Below are 14,872 nucleotides of genomic sequence, written 5' to 3'. Positions count from 1 at the left end.
CGACACGCCACACCCCACCCGGGGGTTCTCCTCACATCAAGCCGACACGCCTGCTACCAACGTCCTGGCCGAGTACACCAGGCGGGCGGTTCCGGGGGGCGGCGGACCTCTTCGTCGGGCGGCTGGGCGACGGGCGTGACCGGCGGCGCGGCGTTCAACCACTTCCTGAGCCGGAAAAGCTGGTTGACCACCATGCCGATGCCCAGCAGCATCAGCACCGCCACGACTGCTACGACCATTGCGGTGCTCACGAAGTCCATCATGGGCGGGCGACGGCCGGGGTTTCAAGGTCGCCCACCCCCGGGTAGTCATACCCAGCAAATCCAGAAGGAGGTCTTAAGGACATGAGTGGCACCGACAAGCTGAAGAACAAGATCGAGGACCTTGGCGGGCGCGCCAAGGAGGGCATCGGCAAGGCCGCCGGTGACGCCGACACCACCGACGAGGGTCGGGCCGATCAGGCGAAGTCAAGCCTGAAGGACGCCGGCGAGAAGGTGAAGGACGCCTTCAAGAAGTAATCGCAACCGAGTGACCAGCGGGCTTGTTGCGGGTCGACAAACCCGCTGGTTTTCTTCTGCTCAGGACAGCAACGGGCATCACGTAAGGCACACGGAATGCGAAACACACGAATGCGCCGGCTCGCTGCGGCGCTCGGGGCGGCGGCCGGCGCCGCGCTGGTGAGCGCGCCGACGACCCCGGCGTCAGCCGAGCCGTGCCCGGACGTCGAGGTGGTGTTCGCCCGCGGCACCGGCGAGCCCCCGGGCGTCGGCGGCATCGGCGGAGCGTTCGTCGACGCGCTGCGCGGCCAGCTGGGCGGCCGCTCGCTCGGCGTGTATCCGGTCAACTACCAGGCCAGCAGCGACTTCCAGAACCCCAACTTCCCGGCGACGGTGATCGACGGCATTCGTGACGCCAGCGCGCACATCGAGTCGATGGCGGCGAACTGCCCGAAGACCAGGGAGGTGCTCGGCGGGTACTCGCAGGGCGCCGCCGTGGCCGGCTATGTCACTTCGGCCGCCGTGCCGCAGGGCGTTCCGGCGGCGGCCGTGCCGCCGCCGATGCCCCCGGACGTCGCTAACCACGTCGCCGCGGTCACGCTGTTTGGTACGCCGTCGGGTCAGTTTCTGGACAAGTACCACGCGCCGGCCATCACCATCGGCCCGCTGTATCAAGGCAAGACCCTCGAGCTGTGCGCTCCGGGCGACCCGGTCTGCAGCGACGGCGGCAGCTTCGCCGCGCACACTTCGTACGCCGCGAACGGCATGACGGCCCAGGCCGCCGGCTACGCCGCGAGCCATCTGTAACCGTGCGCGTACTGGTCACCGGCGGTACCGGATTCGTCGGCGGGTGGACCGCGAAGGCCATCGCCGACGCCGGCCATTCACTGCGGTTCCTGGTGCGCAACCCCGATCGGCTGCAGACCTCCGTCGCCAAGCTGGGCGTCGACGTGTCCGACTTCGCCGTCGGCGACATCACCGATCGCGTATCGGTCCGCGACGCGCTGCGCGGCTGCGACGCCGTCGTGCACAGCGCCGCCCTCGTGGCGGTCGACCCCCGCCGGACCAACGAAATGCTGACCACCAACATGCAGGGCGCGCAAAACGTGCTCGGTCAGTCCGTCGAGCTTGGCCTGGACCCGATCATCCACGTGTCGAGCTTCACCGCGCTGTTCCACCCCGGCTTGCGGGTGCTGACGGCCGACCTGCCGGTGGTCGGCGGTGCGGACGGTTACGGGACGTCCAAGGCGCAGGTGGAGATCTACGCGCGCGGCCTTCAGGACGCCGGCGCGCCGGTGAACATCACCTATCCCGGCATGGTTCTGGGCCCGCCGGTGGGCGACCAATTCGGCGAAGTCGGCGAGGGAGTCAGGGCCGCGGTGCAGATGCATGCGATCCCCGGCCGCAGCGCGGCGTGGTTGGTCGTCGACGTCCGCGACCTGGCCGCGTTGCACGCCGCGCTGCTGGAACCGGGTCGCGGGCCGCGCCGCTACACCGCGGGCGGCCATCGGGTTCCGGCCGCCGGGCTCGCGGCCATGCTCGGCCAGGTCGCCGGGACGACGATGGTGGCGGTTCCCATCCCCGACACCGCGCTGCGCGTCGCCGGGGCGGTGTTGGACCGCGCCGGCCGGTTCCTGCCCTTCGAGACACCGTTGACGTCGGCGGGCATGCAGTACTACACGCGGATGCCCGCCTCCGACGATTCGCCCAGCGAGAGGGAACTCGGCATCACCTACCGCGATCCCGCCGAGACGATGGCCGACACGGTCGAGGCCATCCGCGCCGCCGCCCCAAGCTAACCCCCAAAGCGACGCTATGCGGTCGGCGTGATCTCGAGCCCCACGTGCACCTTGCCGATGCCGCCACGCGCGATCGAGTGCGCGTAGAACCACCACGCGTGGTACCAATACCGCTTGAGCACCGCGTTGTAGACGCGCCGCGTCTCGGACTTCGGCAACACCCGGGCAATGCCTTCCACGGGCTCGCCCTTGGGCTTGCCCAGCGCCGAGCTGCGCGCGATCGTCACGCGCGGCGTGTTGTTGATTCGCCTGACCTTCCACGATCCGTCGTCCGTGATGACCAGGAGCTTGTTACCGTCGGGCACACCCCAGATCGGTGTCGGCTTGGGGCGGCCGTCCTTGGTGAAGGTCGTCAACAACAGGTACTTGGATGCGATGACGTCCTGAAAGCTGGGTGCCACCCCTCCTCCTTACCACCTTTCTTGACCGTGCCCATGCGGGATGCGAGCATGGCAACAACGCAACATTGGGCGATCGCTCAATGCAGTCCAAGGATCCCCAGGGAAGCCCACCCGAAAGTTGGTGCCCCATCACCGCATCGCAACGGCCGAAGGTTCGCGACTCCACCACCCGCGACACGCTGATCGACGCGACGATTCAGGTCATGGTGGAAGAGGGCTACGCCGCGGCGACGTCACGCCGGGTGGCCGCGCGGGCCGGCGTCAAACCCGCGTTGGTGCATTATTACTTCCCCACGATGGACGGCTTGTACTTGGAAGTGTTCCGCCGGGGAGCGGCCGCCTACCTGGCGCGGCAACGGGAAGCGTTGGCGTCCGACCGTCCCTTGCACGCCTTGTGGGAAACGCTCGTCGCGCCCAAGGACGCCCGCCTGCTGCTGGAGTTCATGGGACTTGCGAACCATCGCAAGGAGATCCGGGCCGAGATCTCGGCCTGGCAGGAGCGGTGGCGGGAAATGCAGATCACCGCATTGAACTTCATTGTGCGCGAACATGGGTTCGACACAACCGAATTCCCGCCTGCGGGCATTGCGGTCATCGGCGCCGCGATCGGCCGCATGCTCATCCTGGAGCGCGCGCTCGGCACCTCCGGGGGGCACGACGAGGCCGTCGCGCTGGTCAACCGATTTTTGGACCGCTACGAGATGCCCGCACCGAAGGCTTAGGGCAGCACGATCCGCAACCGCTCCCAGCCGCGCACCGTCGACGTCGACGCCAATTGTGCTGTGCTGTAATCGATGTCCCACTCGGGCCAGCGGTTGAGAATCTCGTCCAGCGCGACGCGGCCCTCCAGGCGGGCCAGGTTCGCCCCGAGGCAGTAGTGCACGCCCTTGCCGAAGGTGATGTGCGAGACGTTGTCGCGGTGGATGTCGAAGGTGTCGGGATTGGCGTAGCGGCGGTGGTCGCGATTGGCGGCGCCGAACAACAGCAGCATGGCGCTGCCCGCCGGAACGGTGGTGCCGTAGCACTCGAAATCCCTTGTCATCCAGCGCGCGACGTGAGGACCGGTGGGCTCGAACCGCAGCGTCTCGTCGACGGTGCGGTTCAGCAGCGACCGGTCCCGGTAAACCTCGCGGCGTTGGTCGGGATGCTCGGCGAGGACCTTGGCCAGCCAGCCGATCAGCCGGCCGGTGGTCTCGTTACCCGCGCCCGCGACCACCTGGGTGTAGTGCAGCACCTCCTTGCGGGTCAGCTTGCGGCGCACCCCGCGCTCGTCGTCGAACTCGACGTTGAGCAGCGCGGTCATCAGGTCGTCGGACGGGTTCTTGGATCGCCACTCGACGTAGTCGGCATAAATGCGTCCGTCGGCGATGGAGTCGGCGTCGGCGACCTTCAACGGGGCACCCGGCTTGGTGCGCAAGTTCGCGTCGTTGGCGTCGCGGACCGAGATCTGTTCCGACTCCGGGATTCCCAGCAGCATGCCGATGACGCGCATCGGCATCATCGACGCCAGCTCGGCGATGATATCGAACCCGTCCGACCCGACGAGCGGCTCCAGGCATCGCACGCAGTAGCGGCGGATCTGGTCTTCCAGCTCGGCCATCCGCCGCGGCGTGAACACCCGCGACATCAGGCCGCGCAGTCGCGTGTGCTCGGGGGGATCCTGGAACATCATGACGCCGCCGGGCATGTCGAATTTCGACTGGATCAACTCGAGGATGTCGCTGCGCCGGTTGGAAAAGACCTCCCAGTTGGCCAGTGCCCGCTCGACGTCGGAATACCTTGAGATGGCCCAGAAGTCGTACCGCTCGTTGTAGTAGATCGGCGCTTCTTCACGCAGGCGCGCGTAGACCGGGTACGGGTCGGCGATGATGCCGACGTCGTAGGGGTCGTAATAGACGTCCGTGTCGTTGGCGACGGCCATCGACGCTCCCTTGACCTCGCTGGTCGGTTTGGGCGATCGCCCAAAACACGTACCGCAGCCATGTCTAGCAGCACGGGGACGAGGGCGTCAAGACCTCAGTGCGGCGTCGATCAGCGTGGCCGCGGCGGCGCGGGCGTGGACGGCGGGCGCGGTGTCATTCAGGGAAGTCGCCATCGCCGTGGCGCCCTCGAACAACACGGCGAGTTGCTGCCCCAACAGCTGCGGATCGACTGCGCCGGCCTCCCGCGCAACGGCGACCAGGCGCCGCGTGAACTGCCGCTTGTGGGCCCGCACGATTTCATCGGTGCTCGGCAGCGCCCCGGCCGATTCCACGGCGGCATTGTGAAAAGGACAGCCGCGCAGTATGTCTCGTCGCGGCAGGTCGAAGATGGCCAGCAGCCGCTCACGGGCGGCCAGGGCCGCATCTTCCAGGCGCCGCTCGCTGGGTGAGCCGCCGGCAGCGTCGAGGCTGCGCAGGTAGTTGTCCACCAGCTCGTTTTTGCTCGGAAAGTGTTGGTAGAGCGTGCGCTTGGACACCTGGGCCTCTTGGGCGATGAGCTCGACACCGGTCGCGTGGATTCCGTTGCGGTAGAACAGCCGGGCCGCGGCGCGCTCGATACGCTCGCGCGCTCCGCGCCCGCCACGCGGTTGTACCGTCGTCGCCGCCATCCCGCTAGCGTACACCGGTCGGTTTACAACGGTCGGAAACGCCGCTATGGTGGGCCCGGTGGGTAAACCGATCAGTTTTCAAAGAGGTCGCCCATGACGGCGTGCGCTGAGGGCACGGAGCAGTCGCGCTTGGTGAGCTGGCGTGACCCCCTCGCGACCCGGGCCGCCGCCGCCTCGATGTCCGGTCTCGCCTACTGGGGCGCCGTCGCCGACGGGCGGTTGGCGCCGCCGCCCATCGGGGAGCTCATGCGGATGCGCGTGGTAGAGGCGCAGCACGGCCACATCACGTTCTCCTGCACACCGGACGGGTCCATGTACAACCCGCTCGGGGTCGTCCACGGCGGCGCCCTCTGCACGCTGCTCGACACGGCGGTCGGCTGCGCGCTGCACACCACCCTGCCTCCCGGCGTGGCGTACACGTCGGTGGAAATCAAGGTCAGCTACCTCAGGGCCGTCACCGTCGCCAGTGGGCTGTTGACGGCCGTCGGCAGGGTCGTCAAAGCGGGGTCCCGAATCGGATTCACCGAAGGCGAGGTCACCGACGAAGCGGGACGCCTCGTCGCCACCGCGAGCAGCACCCTTTTGATCTTCGAGCGTGACGTGAACCCCCAACCAGCAAGGAGCGCAAGCGATGTCATCCGTCCTCATCACCGGGGCTAACCGCGGCATCGGCCGCGCCATGGCCATCGAGTTCGCCCGGCGCGGGCATCGCGTCGTGGCCACCGCCCGCGATCCGCGCACGCTGGAGGGCTTGGACGTCAGCGAGCGATTGGCTTTGGACGTCACCGACGACGAGAGCGTCACCTCGGCCGTCGCATCGGCCGGCGACATCGACGTCGTGGTCGCCAACCCCGGCGTCATCTTCTACGCCGCCGTGGAGGCCACGCCGCTGGCGGAACTGCAGCGACTGCTCAACCTCAACACCGTCGGCGCCATCCGGGTTGCGCAAGCAGTGCTGCCGCGGATGCGCGCCCGCGGCGACGGCAAGCTGATGTTCATGTCGAGCGTCGTCGGGCGGGTCGTGCTGCCGCCCGGCGCGGCCTACGCCTCCACCAAATGGGCGCTAGAGGCTCTGGTGGAGGCGCTCGCGATCGAGGTTGCGCCCTTCGGCGTGCAGGCTGCCCTGCTGGAGCCCGGCGCGGTGAGCTCCGGGGCGCTCGACGACGTGACGACCTATACCCTGCCCGGCGATCCCTACGCCGCAATCCTGGAAGGCGGCGGCCCGCGCGCCGGCATGATCACGCCCGAGCAAGTCGCCGCCGAGGTCGCCGACGCCGCCGAAAAGCCCGAGCTGCCGCTGCGCATACCGATCGGCGACGCCGCGCGCAAGCTCCTGGCGGCGCGGAAGGCGGCGCCCGACGACGTCCCATTCATCCCGGCGAACTACGTCGCTTAGCCGAACCGTGAAGTTTGATCACACCGGTGTGAAGGCTTCGTTAAGAAGGTGGCCGATCCCCGTTCATGCCCGCACTGTGGAGGTATGACGCCGTTCGGACCGCCGCCTGCCATGGTGGCGCGCGCCCTGTCTCGCGCGGCGTCGGTGCGCGTCACGGCGGCGTACGCCGCCATCTTGATCGCGGTGTGGCTCGTGTTGGCGGCCCTGGGCCCGCACACGCGTGACGCGGTGGTGAGCCACATGAGCACCAATCTGCACAACCTGGCGCACGGCCGCCTGACGACTCTGGTCGGCAGCGCGTTCGTCGACGACGGCGGCAAGGTGTATCTCTGGTTGCCCGGACTGGTGTGCCTGCTGGCGCTTGGCGAATTGATCTGGCGCGGCAGGGGTTTGGTGATCACGTTCGCGGTCGGTCATATCGGCGCGACGCTGCTGGTCGCGGCCGGGTTGGTCGCCGCGCTGGAGGTGGGGTGGCTTCCCGTCTCCGTCACACGCGCGACCGACGTGGGGGTCAGCTACGGCGCGGTGTGCGTGCTCGGTGCGTTGACGGCGTCGATACCGTCACGCTGGTGGCCGGCATGGGTCGGCTGGTGGCTGGGCATCGCGGCGACGGCGGCCGTGGGACTCGACTTCACCGCCGTCGGGCACGTGCTGGCCTTGCTGCTCGGCATCGGACTGTCCTCGCGGCTGCCCGCGGCGCGCGGTTGGGCGCCGATCCACCTCGCGTTGCTCGGCGTCGGGGCCGCCTTCGGCTACTTCGTGCTTTCGGGGTCATCGGTGCCTGCCACGGCCGGTGGGGTGGCGGGAATGCTCAGCGCGCTCCTGGCCGCCCGGGCATTGCGGCCGCGCAGCGATATCTCTTCGCCCGAATTCCTGCCACAGCCCGCGCCGGCATAGTCGCCGAGCGGCTCAAGGGCCCCGGCATGTGAATCGAGGGGCCGGAGTAACTCGCCGCCCTAGTCGGACAGCGTCAGGTTATCGACGTGGTAGCGGCTGGCGGTCCACAGTGGGGAGTCGCGAATAGGGGTGAGCGTGACCGTGATCAGGGCTTTGCCTGCGGTGAGCGATTCCGGCACCGGGTAGGCGTCATCGAGCCATCGATGTGATCCGTTGCTGCGCGGCTGTAACCAGATCCCGGCCGGTACGCCGTCGATGGCAACGTTCGCAGCTTGATAGCCGATCGCTTGGTCGGAGGTGCGGCGCAGCAGGATGCCGTGGTTGTCCGGGCCAGTTCGGACGTGGAATGTGATCGCAGCGTGGGTGGCGCGGACCAACTCAAAGACCGGGTGGATGTCGTCGTTGCCCTCATATGCGCTGATCAACGGCTGTTCGGTGGCGGCGTCATCGATGTAGCCATGCAGGAGCCGACTGACAGGATCGCCTGCGTTGACGTCGTCGCTGGGTGTGATGGTGTCGTTTGGTTGCGTGTAGAGGAATGCCGTTGAGCTGTAATCGGGTTCGACCATGTTGCGTTTGCCGTGCTCAATGCCGAATCGGAGGGCGGAACGATAGTCGATGGCGTCGGCGAGCATGAGCCGATAGGCCGCGACACAGTAGTCTGCACATCCGCCGGCGGCGGTTCGTTGGTCGGGTTGGCCGGTGAGCGGGTCGCTGTAGCGGGTTCCGTTTTTGAAATACCAGCCTCCCTCGTAGAAGTCCTCGGTGCCGGTGCCGTACCACTGGGGTGACCCGGAGCCGTCCGCATATACGCGTTCGGCGCCTTCGAGAAAGTAAGGGGCGTCGTCGCTGAACGACGTCTTGATCCGTGAACCGCGGATGGTGTGGCTGACGCCGACGAATTTGCCGTGGCCGTGTTCATCCGCGAACAACCAGTCCTGACCGAGGGTCGTGGGTCCGGCATGCGAGCGTGCGGTGAAGTAGCCGGCGCGGCCACTGGCTAGCGCGGGCGCCCACTGGGGATCGGGCGTCGTCTCGACGTCGCTGCCGATGCCCGCCACGGGATCGCCGATGGTGTTGACGAGGGTGACGCGGGCCGTGCGGGCGAAGGGCATCGGCCACCACTCCGACAACGACAACGACCCGCCGGGCTGGGGGTTCGCGGCGAACATCAGCGATCTCACGTTGTCGGCGCCCAGCCCGGCGCCGAAGAATTCCCCGAGTGGCGCGTCGACCATGGTTTGGCCGTCGAACTCCATCTGCAGCCGCAACCCGCTCAGCAGTTGATCCGCCGGTTCGGGTAGCGGTACGCGCAGCGCCGAGATCGTGCCCGACCCGGTGGATTCCGCGATCGTCGCCCCGGCACCGGCGTCGACGTGGACGACGCGGTGGTCGTGCCGTGCCGTGGGGGCCGCCGGTTTGGGGTCGACGGTGCCGGCGGCGCGCAGCGTGGCGAGCACGTCGAGCGCGGGGTCGGAGGGCGAGAATGTGGTGACGCCGTCCGCGGTCGAGAAGTGGCGATAGTCGACGTGGTAATACTGCAAATTTGATGCGACGCTGATCCGCATCGACTGCCGGTACGGCATCGGCACCTTGACGTAAACGCCGCCTGGCGACTGCCCAGCGTTGGCCACCAGAGGCCACACGAACGGCGCACCCAGCGACCCGTCGACCAACGACTGCAGTGGTGTCTGCACCACCGTCCGCCCATCCAGATCGATGCGGATAATTCCGATTGCGCGGACATTGCCGCCATCGCGGGTGAACCAGATCGAATCAACCTCGCCGGCACCGCGATCCTCCGCGACGACACAGCCGGCGCCGCCGGACGCCAGACATCCACCGCTGCCGTTCCGGTTGCCGGTGGAGATGTCGAAGTCGCCGCCGCTTCGATCGAAGCTCGACACCTGCAGGCTCTGTGTGTCGGCGCTCAGGTATGGCAACAGATCCAATCGACGGTAGGTGTCCCAGCCCACCGGCCTTTCGCCCGGTCCGGTGATAACGGGCTCGGCGGGAGCCGTGGCCGGGGCGGCCACGCCACCCATACCGAGCAGCAGTAATGCAAACATCGCTGCGAAGGCCCGACCAGCGACCGGCATAGGAACGAAGGCTACTTTTCCCTCTTGCGATCCGTGTCCTTACTCGGCTGCACGCGCTTCGGTTCGCCCGGCATCTTGGGGTAGTTCGGCGGATAGGGCATGTCGCCAAGGCCACGCTCCTCGTCGGCGGCGGCCATCTCAAGCAGCGGCGCGATCGACTGGGCGACGTCGTCGATGCCGGCCCACGGGTCGTCGCGGCGCCGCACCAGATCGGGCACCGTCGCCATGGTGTAGTCGTCGGGATCGGCGCCGGCCAGCTCGTCCCACGTCAGCGGCGTCGACACGGTCGCGATCGGCGTGCGCCGCACCGAATACGGCGACGCCATGGTCCGGTCCCGGGCGTTCTGGTTGAAGTCGATGAAGATCCGCTCGCCGCGTTCCTCCTTCCACCACGACGTGGTCACGAGGTCCGGCGCGCGGCGCTCCACCTCACGGGCCAGCGCGATGCCCGCCCGGCGCACGGCGACGAAGTCCCAGTCGGTGGCGATCCGCAAAAACACGTGCACCCCGCGGCCGCCGGACGTCTTGGGGTAGCCGAGAAGGCCGAGCTCGGCGAGCAGCGGCCGCAACACCTCGACCGCGACGGTCCGCGCCTGCAGAAACCCGGTGCCCGGCTGGGGGTCCAGGTCGATGCGCAGCTCGTCGGGATGGTCGGTGTCCGGGCAGCGGACCTGCCACGGATGCAGCGTGACCGTGCCCATCTGCGCCGCCCACACGATCGCGGCCGGATGGGTCACCTTCAGCGCGTCGGCGGTGCGCCCCGACGGGAACGTCACGCGGCAGGTCTCCAGGTAGTCGGGATGGTGCTGCGGCACCCGCTTTTGATAGATCTCCTCGCCGTCGATGCCGTCCGGGAAGCGCTGCAGATGGGTGGGCCGGTCGCGCAGCGCGCTCAGCATCGGACCGCCCGCGACTGCCAGGGCCAGGTAGTACTCGACGAGCCGTCGCTTGCTGCCGTCGGAGCCCAGCGCGGGGAAGTACACCTTGTCCGGGTTGGTCAGCCGCACCGCGATGCCGTCGACGTCGATTTCTTCCGCTGGAGCAGCCACCCCCCGATTCCAGCACGCCGCACGCCACAATGAAGCGATGGACTTGCCCGTGATGCCGCCGGTGTCGCCGATGCTGGCCAAGCCGGTGCGCTCGATGCCGCCGGCCGCGTCGTACGAGCCGAAGTGGGACGGGTTCCGGTCTATCTGGTTCCGCGACGGCGAGGAGGTGGAGCTCGGCAGCCGCAACGAGCGGCCGATGACCCGGTACTTCCCGGAACTCGCGGCCGCGGCCCGCGCCGAGCTGCCGGAACGCTGCGTGATCGACGGCGAGATCGTCATCGCCACCGACCACGGGCTGGACTTCGAGGCGCTGCAGCAGCGCATCCACCCGGCCGACTCGCGGGTGCGGATGCTGGCCGAAAAGACACCGGCCTCCTTCATCGCGTTCGACCTGCTCGCCCTGGGCGACGACGACTACACCGGGCGGCCGTTCAGTGAGCGGCGCGCCGCCCTTCTCGACGCGCTCGCGGGAACACGCCGCCGGATCCACGTCACGCCGGCGACCACCGACATGCAGACCGCGCAGCGCTGGTTCTCCGAGTTCGAGGGAGCCGGACTCGACGGCGTCATCGCCAAGCCGCTGACCATCACCTACCAGCCGGACAAGCGGGTGATGTTCAAGGTCAAGCACGAGCGCACCGCCGACTGCGTGGTGGCCGGTTACCGGGTGCACAAGTCCGGCGGCGACGCGATCGGCTCGTTGCTACTGGGGCTGTATCAGGACGACGGCCAGCTCGCCTCGGTCGGCGTGATCGGCGCCTTCCCGATGACCGAGCGGCGCCGGCTGTTCGCCGAGCTGCAGCCGCTGGTCACCACCTTCGAGGGCCATCCGTGGAACTGGGCCGCGCACGAGGCCGGAGAGCGAACGCCGCGCAAGAACGAATTCTCCCGCTGGAACGCCGGCAAGGATCTTTCCTTCGTCCCGCTTCGGCCCGAGCGGGTGGTCGAGGTGCGCTACGACCACATGGAAGGCCCGCGGTTTCGCCACACCGCGCAATTCAGCAGGTGGCGTCCCGACCGCGACCCGCGCTCCTGCACCTACGAGCAGCTCGAGCAGCCGGTCACCTTCGAGCTCGGCGACATCGTGCCCGGGCTGGGCCCGTCTTAGCAGGCCACCACTAAGCTGGCGTGATGCTGCAGATCGCCGCGCTGTTCGTGGCGGGCACCGCCGGGCTCGACGACTCTGGCGCGATCTATGCCACCCGCATCCCCACCACCTGGTACGACGTCGAGCAAATCCCCATAACCGCAAGGATTCCCATCGTTCTCGTGGTGCACGCGCGCGCCGGCTCGGATTACCACCCGGAATTGCACATCGTGTGCAAAGACCCCGCGGGCGCGCCGCGCGAAAGCATGCGCGCGAGTTGGTACTGGCCGGACGAGGAAAACCGGCCGTCCAAGTACCGCTGCTTCACCCAAGATCTCGCGTTCCCCATCGACACCGAGGGTGAATACACGATCGGCGGCTACTATGACGCGCAAGGTCAGATCGAAATGGCCACTCCCATACCGATTTACATCGCGTTGCCGGCAACCGGTGCCGGTGCCGGCTAGCGCGCGCGTTTATCCAGCGTCCGAAGCGGGCAAGCGAGCCGTATGTCAGTGACCGCGTTCAAAGACCTGCCGTTGGCCGACCGAGACCGCAACTGGGACGGCGACGCCGCCGAAAAGCGCGTCCGCAAGTGGGCCGGCGCACAGGACGGGCCGAACGAGAAATACCGTGACGCCCACATCTGGTACGACAGCGACAAGAAGGACAACTTCACGTCCTACAAGCTGCTGTTCGCCGACGTGATCGGCGGCGAGCTCAAGGCGGTGCCACGGGGCATCATGATCGCGGGCGCGATCATGGGCGGCGCGCGTGGCGGCATCGACCTGCCCAAGGCCGACATCGACCGCGTCAAGAGCCACCTGGCCAAGTACTACAAGAAGATGGGCGAAACGGCGCCCTGGGAGCGCGGCTGACTACGCCGTGCCGACAGCGACCGTCAGCTCCGACAGACCCCGCAGCGTGACGTTCGCCTTATAGTGCGGGTCCCCGTCCAGCCGGGCGTGCGGGAAGCGCGCGGTCAGCGCCGTCAGCGCCACGCCCGCTTCCAGCCTGGCCAGCGGCGCACCCAGGCAGTAATGCGCCCCGCGGCCAAATCCCAAGTGCCGCACCGTTCCTCGGTCCGGGTCAAAGGTGTCGGGTCGATCGAACTCGGCGGGATCGCGGTTGGCCGCGGCCAACAGCAGCATGACGAAATCACCCGCCGGCACGTCGACGTCCCCAATCGTCATGTCCGCGAGGGCAACTCGACTGACCAATTGCACGGGCGGATCGTAGCGCAGCGTCTCCTCGACCACCGCGGGCGCGCGATCGGCGTCGGCGCCGAGGGCCTGCCACTGGCCGGGGGTCCGCAGCATCGCCAAGATCGCGTTGCCGATCAGGTTTACGGTGGTCTCGTGCCCGGCGATCAGCAGCAGAACGCACGTGGAGACGATCTCCTCCTCGGTCAGCTGGTCACCGGACTCCTCGACCGCGATCAGGCCCGACAGCAGATCGTCGGTCGGGCTTGACCGGCGCCGCTCGATCAGGGCGTGAAAGTATTCGCGCAGCCACGTCATCGCCTGCATCCGCTCGTTGACGAACTGGGGCGGGATGCCCGTGAGCGTCGAGAACGGGTCCAGCGCCTGCGCCAGTACCGCCGACGCGTGGCTGAACTGCGACTCGTCGTCGAGGGGCACCCCGAGCAGCCGGCAGATGACCGCCACGGGCAGCGGATAGGCGAAGTCCGCGACGACGTCGAAGCGGCCGTTCTCGGCGATCCGATCGAGCAATCCGTCCACCAGCCCGCGGATCTCGGGCTGCAGCGCGTTGACCACTCCGGGCGCGAACGCCTTGCTGACCAGCCGGCGGAGCCGGGTGTGATCGGGCGGATCGAGGAACAAGAACCCCGGCGGGAACTGGCGGGGCTGCAACAGGCCCGCCTCGAGCTGCCGCTTGGCGGCCGTCGAGTTCATGTTGTTGCTGCTTGACGACGGGTGCCGCAACACCTCGTCGCAGTCCCGGTACGTCGGGAAGACGGTCAACGGCGAGTCCGGGACCTGCAAAGGCCCGCGCTCGCGGAACTGGGCGCAGATCCGGTACGGGTCGGCGCGGTTGGCCGGGTCGAGCAGCTGCAGCAAAAGTCCCCGGGAGTCGGCTTCGGCCGGCGCGGTCGTCATACCCACATTGTGCCCGCGGCGCGCGGGCGCTCAGCGGGACAGAAACTCGACGATGCGATCGGCCAACTCTTCGCCGGCGTCCTCCTGCAGGAAATGGCCGGCGCCGCGGATCGTCGGGTGCTCGATCCCCTGCGCGCCGCGCATCTGGCGCTGAAAGATTTTCGCCATCGGTCCGGTGATGGGGTCGCTGTCGCTGAAGGCGACGAGCATGGGCGTCGGACTCTCGGTCAGCGCGGCCCAGGCCGCCTTGTTCGCCGCCGCCGCGGGGTCGTCGGGCGAGGTGGGCACCAGGGCGGGCATGGCGCGCGGGCCGGCGCAGTACTCGTCGCCCGGGAAGGGCGCGTCATAGCCCGCGCGCACGTCGTCGCTCATCGGGCGGCGGCATCCCCCCTGCACAAACCAGCCGATGTTCAGCTCCGGCGCGGTGGTGATGGCCTCACGGAAGCGCCACCAGACCTCGGCCATCGGCTGTTCCCCGTTGGGCAGCCCGGTGTTGGCGACCACGATCCGGGCGAACCGCTCGGGATGCTCTGCGGCTAAACGCAACCCGATCAGGCCGCCCCAGTCCTGCCCCACCAGGGTCACCCGGCGAAGGTCGAGGACGTCGAAGGCCACGGCCCGCATCCATTCGACGTGGCGCGCGTAGCTGTGGTCTTCACGGCGGGTTGGCTTGTCGGAACGACCGAACCCGACCAGATCGGGGCAGACGACTCGGTGCCCGGCCGCGGCCAGGATCGGAATCATCTTGCGGTACAGGTACGACCACGACGGCTCGCCGTGCAGCATCAGGACCGGGTCGGCGCCCCGCGGGCCGTCCTCGACCCAGGCGACCCGCAGCGCGCCGCCGTCACCGTCCGGAACCTCGCAATAGCTTGGGGGATAAGGGAAGTCGGGCACGTTGTCGAACCGCTCGTCGGGCGTGCGCAGCGTTCGCATC

The 14,872-nt window shown here is 68.3% G+C and carries 18 protein-coding genes; 10 read left to right on the top strand and 8 right to left on the bottom strand.

What is annotated here, in order from left to right; translation table 11 throughout:
* Window positions 1-53: 53 nt before the first annotated feature.
* Window positions 54-260, bottom strand: coding sequence for a hypothetical protein (locus AWC19_RS09095; protein ID WP_085077732.1), 207 nt, complete (start codon window positions 258-260; stop codon window positions 54-56).
* Window positions 261-344: 84 nt separating this feature from the next.
* Here AWC19_RS09095 and AWC19_RS09090 point away from each other — a divergent pair, with 84 nt between their 5' ends.
* The 3 genes from AWC19_RS09090 to AWC19_RS09080 all read left to right on the top strand — a co-directional run bounded on the left by AWC19_RS09090 (window position 345) and on the right by AWC19_RS09080 (window position 2,296).
* Entirely contained in the window at window positions 345-518 is a 174-nt protein-coding gene (locus AWC19_RS09090) for a CsbD family protein (protein ID WP_085077729.1), read from the top strand.
* A 111-nt stretch (window positions 519-629) separates the two neighbouring features.
* Complete coding sequence (locus AWC19_RS09085; protein ID WP_372508690.1) at window positions 630-1,304, top strand: cutinase family protein; 675 nt, start codon at window positions 630-632, stop codon at window positions 1,302-1,304.
* Between the two features lie 2 nt (window positions 1,305-1,306).
* Window positions 1,307-2,296, top strand: coding sequence for an NAD-dependent epimerase/dehydratase family protein (locus tag AWC19_RS09080; RefSeq protein WP_085077727.1), 990 nt, complete (start codon window positions 1,307-1,309; stop codon window positions 2,294-2,296).
* A gap of 14 nt (window positions 2,297-2,310) precedes the next feature.
* Here the strand turns inward: AWC19_RS09080 and AWC19_RS09075 are convergent, their stop codons facing one another.
* A complete protein-coding gene (locus AWC19_RS09075) occupies window positions 2,311-2,697 on the bottom strand; it encodes a PPOX class F420-dependent oxidoreductase (RefSeq protein ID WP_085077726.1) in 387 nt (128 codons plus the stop codon).
* Window positions 2,698-2,825: 128 nt separating this feature from the next.
* Between AWC19_RS09075 and AWC19_RS09070 the strand changes: the two genes are divergently transcribed.
* On the top strand, window positions 2,826-3,419 hold the full coding sequence (locus AWC19_RS09070) for a TetR/AcrR family transcriptional regulator (RefSeq protein ID WP_372508689.1): 594 nt from the start codon (window positions 2,826-2,828) through the stop codon (window positions 3,417-3,419).
* On the opposite strand, the gene AWC19_RS09065 is transcribed toward AWC19_RS09070, so the two are convergent.
* Window positions 3,416-4,618, bottom strand: a complete 1,203-nt coding sequence (locus tag AWC19_RS09065; RefSeq protein WP_085077724.1) for a cytochrome P450 — start codon at window positions 4,616-4,618, stop codon at window positions 3,416-3,418. The two genes, AWC19_RS09070 and AWC19_RS09065, sit on opposite strands and share 4 nt — an antisense overlap.
* An 87-nt stretch (window positions 4,619-4,705) precedes the next feature.
* Complete coding sequence (locus tag AWC19_RS09060; RefSeq protein WP_085077723.1) at window positions 4,706-5,287, bottom strand: TetR/AcrR family transcriptional regulator; 582 nt, start codon at window positions 5,285-5,287, stop codon at window positions 4,706-4,708.
* Between the two features lie 93 nt (window positions 5,288-5,380).
* Here AWC19_RS09060 and AWC19_RS09055 point away from each other — a divergent pair, with 93 nt between their 5' ends.
* The 3 genes from AWC19_RS09055 (at window position 5,381) to AWC19_RS09045 (ending at window position 7,580) form a co-directional block, all read left to right on the top strand.
* Window positions 5,381-5,947 carry a PaaI family thioesterase gene (locus tag AWC19_RS09055; RefSeq protein ID WP_085077722.1) on the top strand — a complete coding sequence of 189 codons (567 nt, stop codon included), beginning with the start codon at window positions 5,381-5,383 and terminating at the stop codon, window positions 5,945-5,947.
* Window positions 5,919-6,683: an SDR family NAD(P)-dependent oxidoreductase gene (locus AWC19_RS09050; RefSeq protein WP_085077721.1), complete on the top strand. Its 765-nt coding sequence runs from the start codon at window positions 5,919-5,921 to the stop codon at window positions 6,681-6,683. Before AWC19_RS09055 ends, AWC19_RS09050 begins: the two co-directional genes overlap by 29 nt.
* An 84-nt stretch (window positions 6,684-6,767) precedes the next feature.
* The gene (locus tag AWC19_RS09045) at window positions 6,768-7,580 is read left to right on the top strand and encodes a rhomboid-like protein (RefSeq protein WP_211284887.1); all 813 of its coding nucleotides are present in this window, start codon (window positions 6,768-6,770) and stop codon (window positions 7,578-7,580) included.
* 59 nt (window positions 7,581-7,639) lie between these two features.
* On the opposite strand, the gene AWC19_RS09040 is transcribed toward AWC19_RS09045, so the two are convergent.
* Window positions 7,640-9,649 carry a glycoside hydrolase family 172 protein gene (locus tag AWC19_RS09040; protein WP_211284888.1) on the bottom strand — a complete coding sequence of 670 codons (2,010 nt, stop codon included), beginning with the start codon at window positions 9,647-9,649 and terminating at the stop codon, window positions 7,640-7,642.
* A 41-nt stretch (window positions 9,650-9,690) separates the two neighbouring features.
* Window positions 9,691-10,728 (bottom strand): DNA polymerase domain-containing protein, encoded by a 1,038-nt coding sequence (locus tag AWC19_RS09035; RefSeq protein ID WP_085077730.1) that lies wholly within the window; start codon window positions 10,726-10,728, stop codon window positions 9,691-9,693.
* 37 nt (window positions 10,729-10,765) lie between these two features.
* Between AWC19_RS09035 and AWC19_RS09030 the strand changes: the two genes are divergently transcribed.
* From AWC19_RS09030 to AWC19_RS09020, 3 genes are read left to right on the top strand one after another with little or no spacing between them, the layout of a single operon-like run.
* Window positions 10,766-11,836, top strand: a complete 1,071-nt coding sequence (locus AWC19_RS09030) for an ATP-dependent DNA ligase (protein WP_085077719.1) — start codon at window positions 10,766-10,768, stop codon at window positions 11,834-11,836.
* A gap of 23 nt (window positions 11,837-11,859) precedes the next feature.
* Window positions 11,860-12,282: a hypothetical protein gene (locus AWC19_RS09025; RefSeq protein ID WP_085077718.1), complete on the top strand. Its 423-nt coding sequence runs from the start codon at window positions 11,860-11,862 to the stop codon at window positions 12,280-12,282.
* A 42-nt stretch (window positions 12,283-12,324) separates the two neighbouring features.
* On the top strand, window positions 12,325-12,693 hold the full coding sequence (locus AWC19_RS09020) for a hypothetical protein (protein WP_085077717.1): 369 nt from the start codon (window positions 12,325-12,327) through the stop codon (window positions 12,691-12,693).
* Here the strand turns inward: AWC19_RS09020 and AWC19_RS09015 are convergent, their stop codons facing one another.
* Window positions 12,694-13,935, bottom strand: a complete 1,242-nt coding sequence (locus AWC19_RS09015) for a cytochrome P450 (RefSeq protein WP_085077716.1) — start codon at window positions 13,933-13,935, stop codon at window positions 12,694-12,696.
* Between the two features lie 30 nt (window positions 13,936-13,965).
* Window positions 13,966-14,871 carry a haloalkane dehalogenase gene (locus AWC19_RS09010; protein ID WP_085077715.1) on the bottom strand — a complete coding sequence of 302 codons (906 nt, stop codon included), beginning with the start codon at window positions 14,869-14,871 and terminating at the stop codon, window positions 13,966-13,968.
* Window position 14,872: the final 1 nt, after the last annotated feature.

Source organism: Mycobacterium palustre (assembly GCF_002101785.1).
Taxonomy (GTDB): Bacteria; Actinomycetota; Actinomycetes; order Mycobacteriales; family Mycobacteriaceae; genus Mycobacterium; species Mycobacterium palustre.
This window is presented reverse-complemented; position numbering and strand designations above follow the sequence as displayed.

What these genes read in the sequence shown, in the direction of transcription:
- AWC19_RS09085 (WP_372508690.1), top strand. Translation starts at nt 630, where the DNA reads ATGCGCCGGCTCGCTGCGGCGCTCGGGGCGGCGGCCGGCGCCGCGCTG.
- AWC19_RS09065 (WP_085077724.1), bottom strand. Translation starts at nt 4,618, where the DNA reads ATGGCCGTCGCCAACGACACGGACGTCTATTACGACCCCTACGACGTC.
- AWC19_RS09020 (WP_085077717.1), top strand. Translation starts at nt 12,325, where the DNA reads ATGTCAGTGACCGCGTTCAAAGACCTGCCGTTGGCCGACCGAGACCGC.
- AWC19_RS09095 (WP_085077732.1), bottom strand. Translation starts at nt 260, where the DNA reads ATGGACTTCGTGAGCACCGCAATGGTCGTAGCAGTCGTGGCGGTGCTG.
- AWC19_RS09040 (WP_211284888.1), bottom strand. Translation starts at nt 9,649, where the DNA reads ATGTTTGCATTACTGCTGCTCGGTATGGGTGGCGTGGCCGCCCCGGCC.
- AWC19_RS09025 (WP_085077718.1), top strand. Translation starts at nt 11,860, where the DNA reads ATGCTGCAGATCGCCGCGCTGTTCGTGGCGGGCACCGCCGGGCTCGAC.
- AWC19_RS09030 (WP_085077719.1), top strand. Translation starts at nt 10,766, where the DNA reads ATGGACTTGCCCGTGATGCCGCCGGTGTCGCCGATGCTGGCCAAGCCG.
- AWC19_RS09090 (WP_085077729.1), top strand. Translation starts at nt 345, where the DNA reads ATGAGTGGCACCGACAAGCTGAAGAACAAGATCGAGGACCTTGGCGGG.
- AWC19_RS09010 (WP_085077715.1), bottom strand. Translation starts at nt 14,871, where the DNA reads ATGCGAACGCTGCGCACGCCCGACGAGCGGTTCGACAACGTGCCCGAC.
- AWC19_RS09050 (WP_085077721.1), top strand. Translation starts at nt 5,919, where the DNA reads ATGTCATCCGTCCTCATCACCGGGGCTAACCGCGGCATCGGCCGCGCC.
- AWC19_RS09015 (WP_085077716.1), bottom strand. Translation starts at nt 13,935, where the DNA reads ATGACGACCGCGCCGGCCGAAGCCGACTCCCGGGGACTTTTGCTGCAG.
- AWC19_RS09060 (WP_085077723.1), bottom strand. Translation starts at nt 5,287, where the DNA reads ATGGCGGCGACGACGGTACAACCGCGTGGCGGGCGCGGAGCGCGCGAG.
- AWC19_RS09055 (WP_085077722.1), top strand. Translation starts at nt 5,381, where the DNA reads ATGACGGCGTGCGCTGAGGGCACGGAGCAGTCGCGCTTGGTGAGCTGG.
- AWC19_RS09045 (WP_211284887.1), top strand. Translation starts at nt 6,768, where the DNA reads ATGACGCCGTTCGGACCGCCGCCTGCCATGGTGGCGCGCGCCCTGTCT.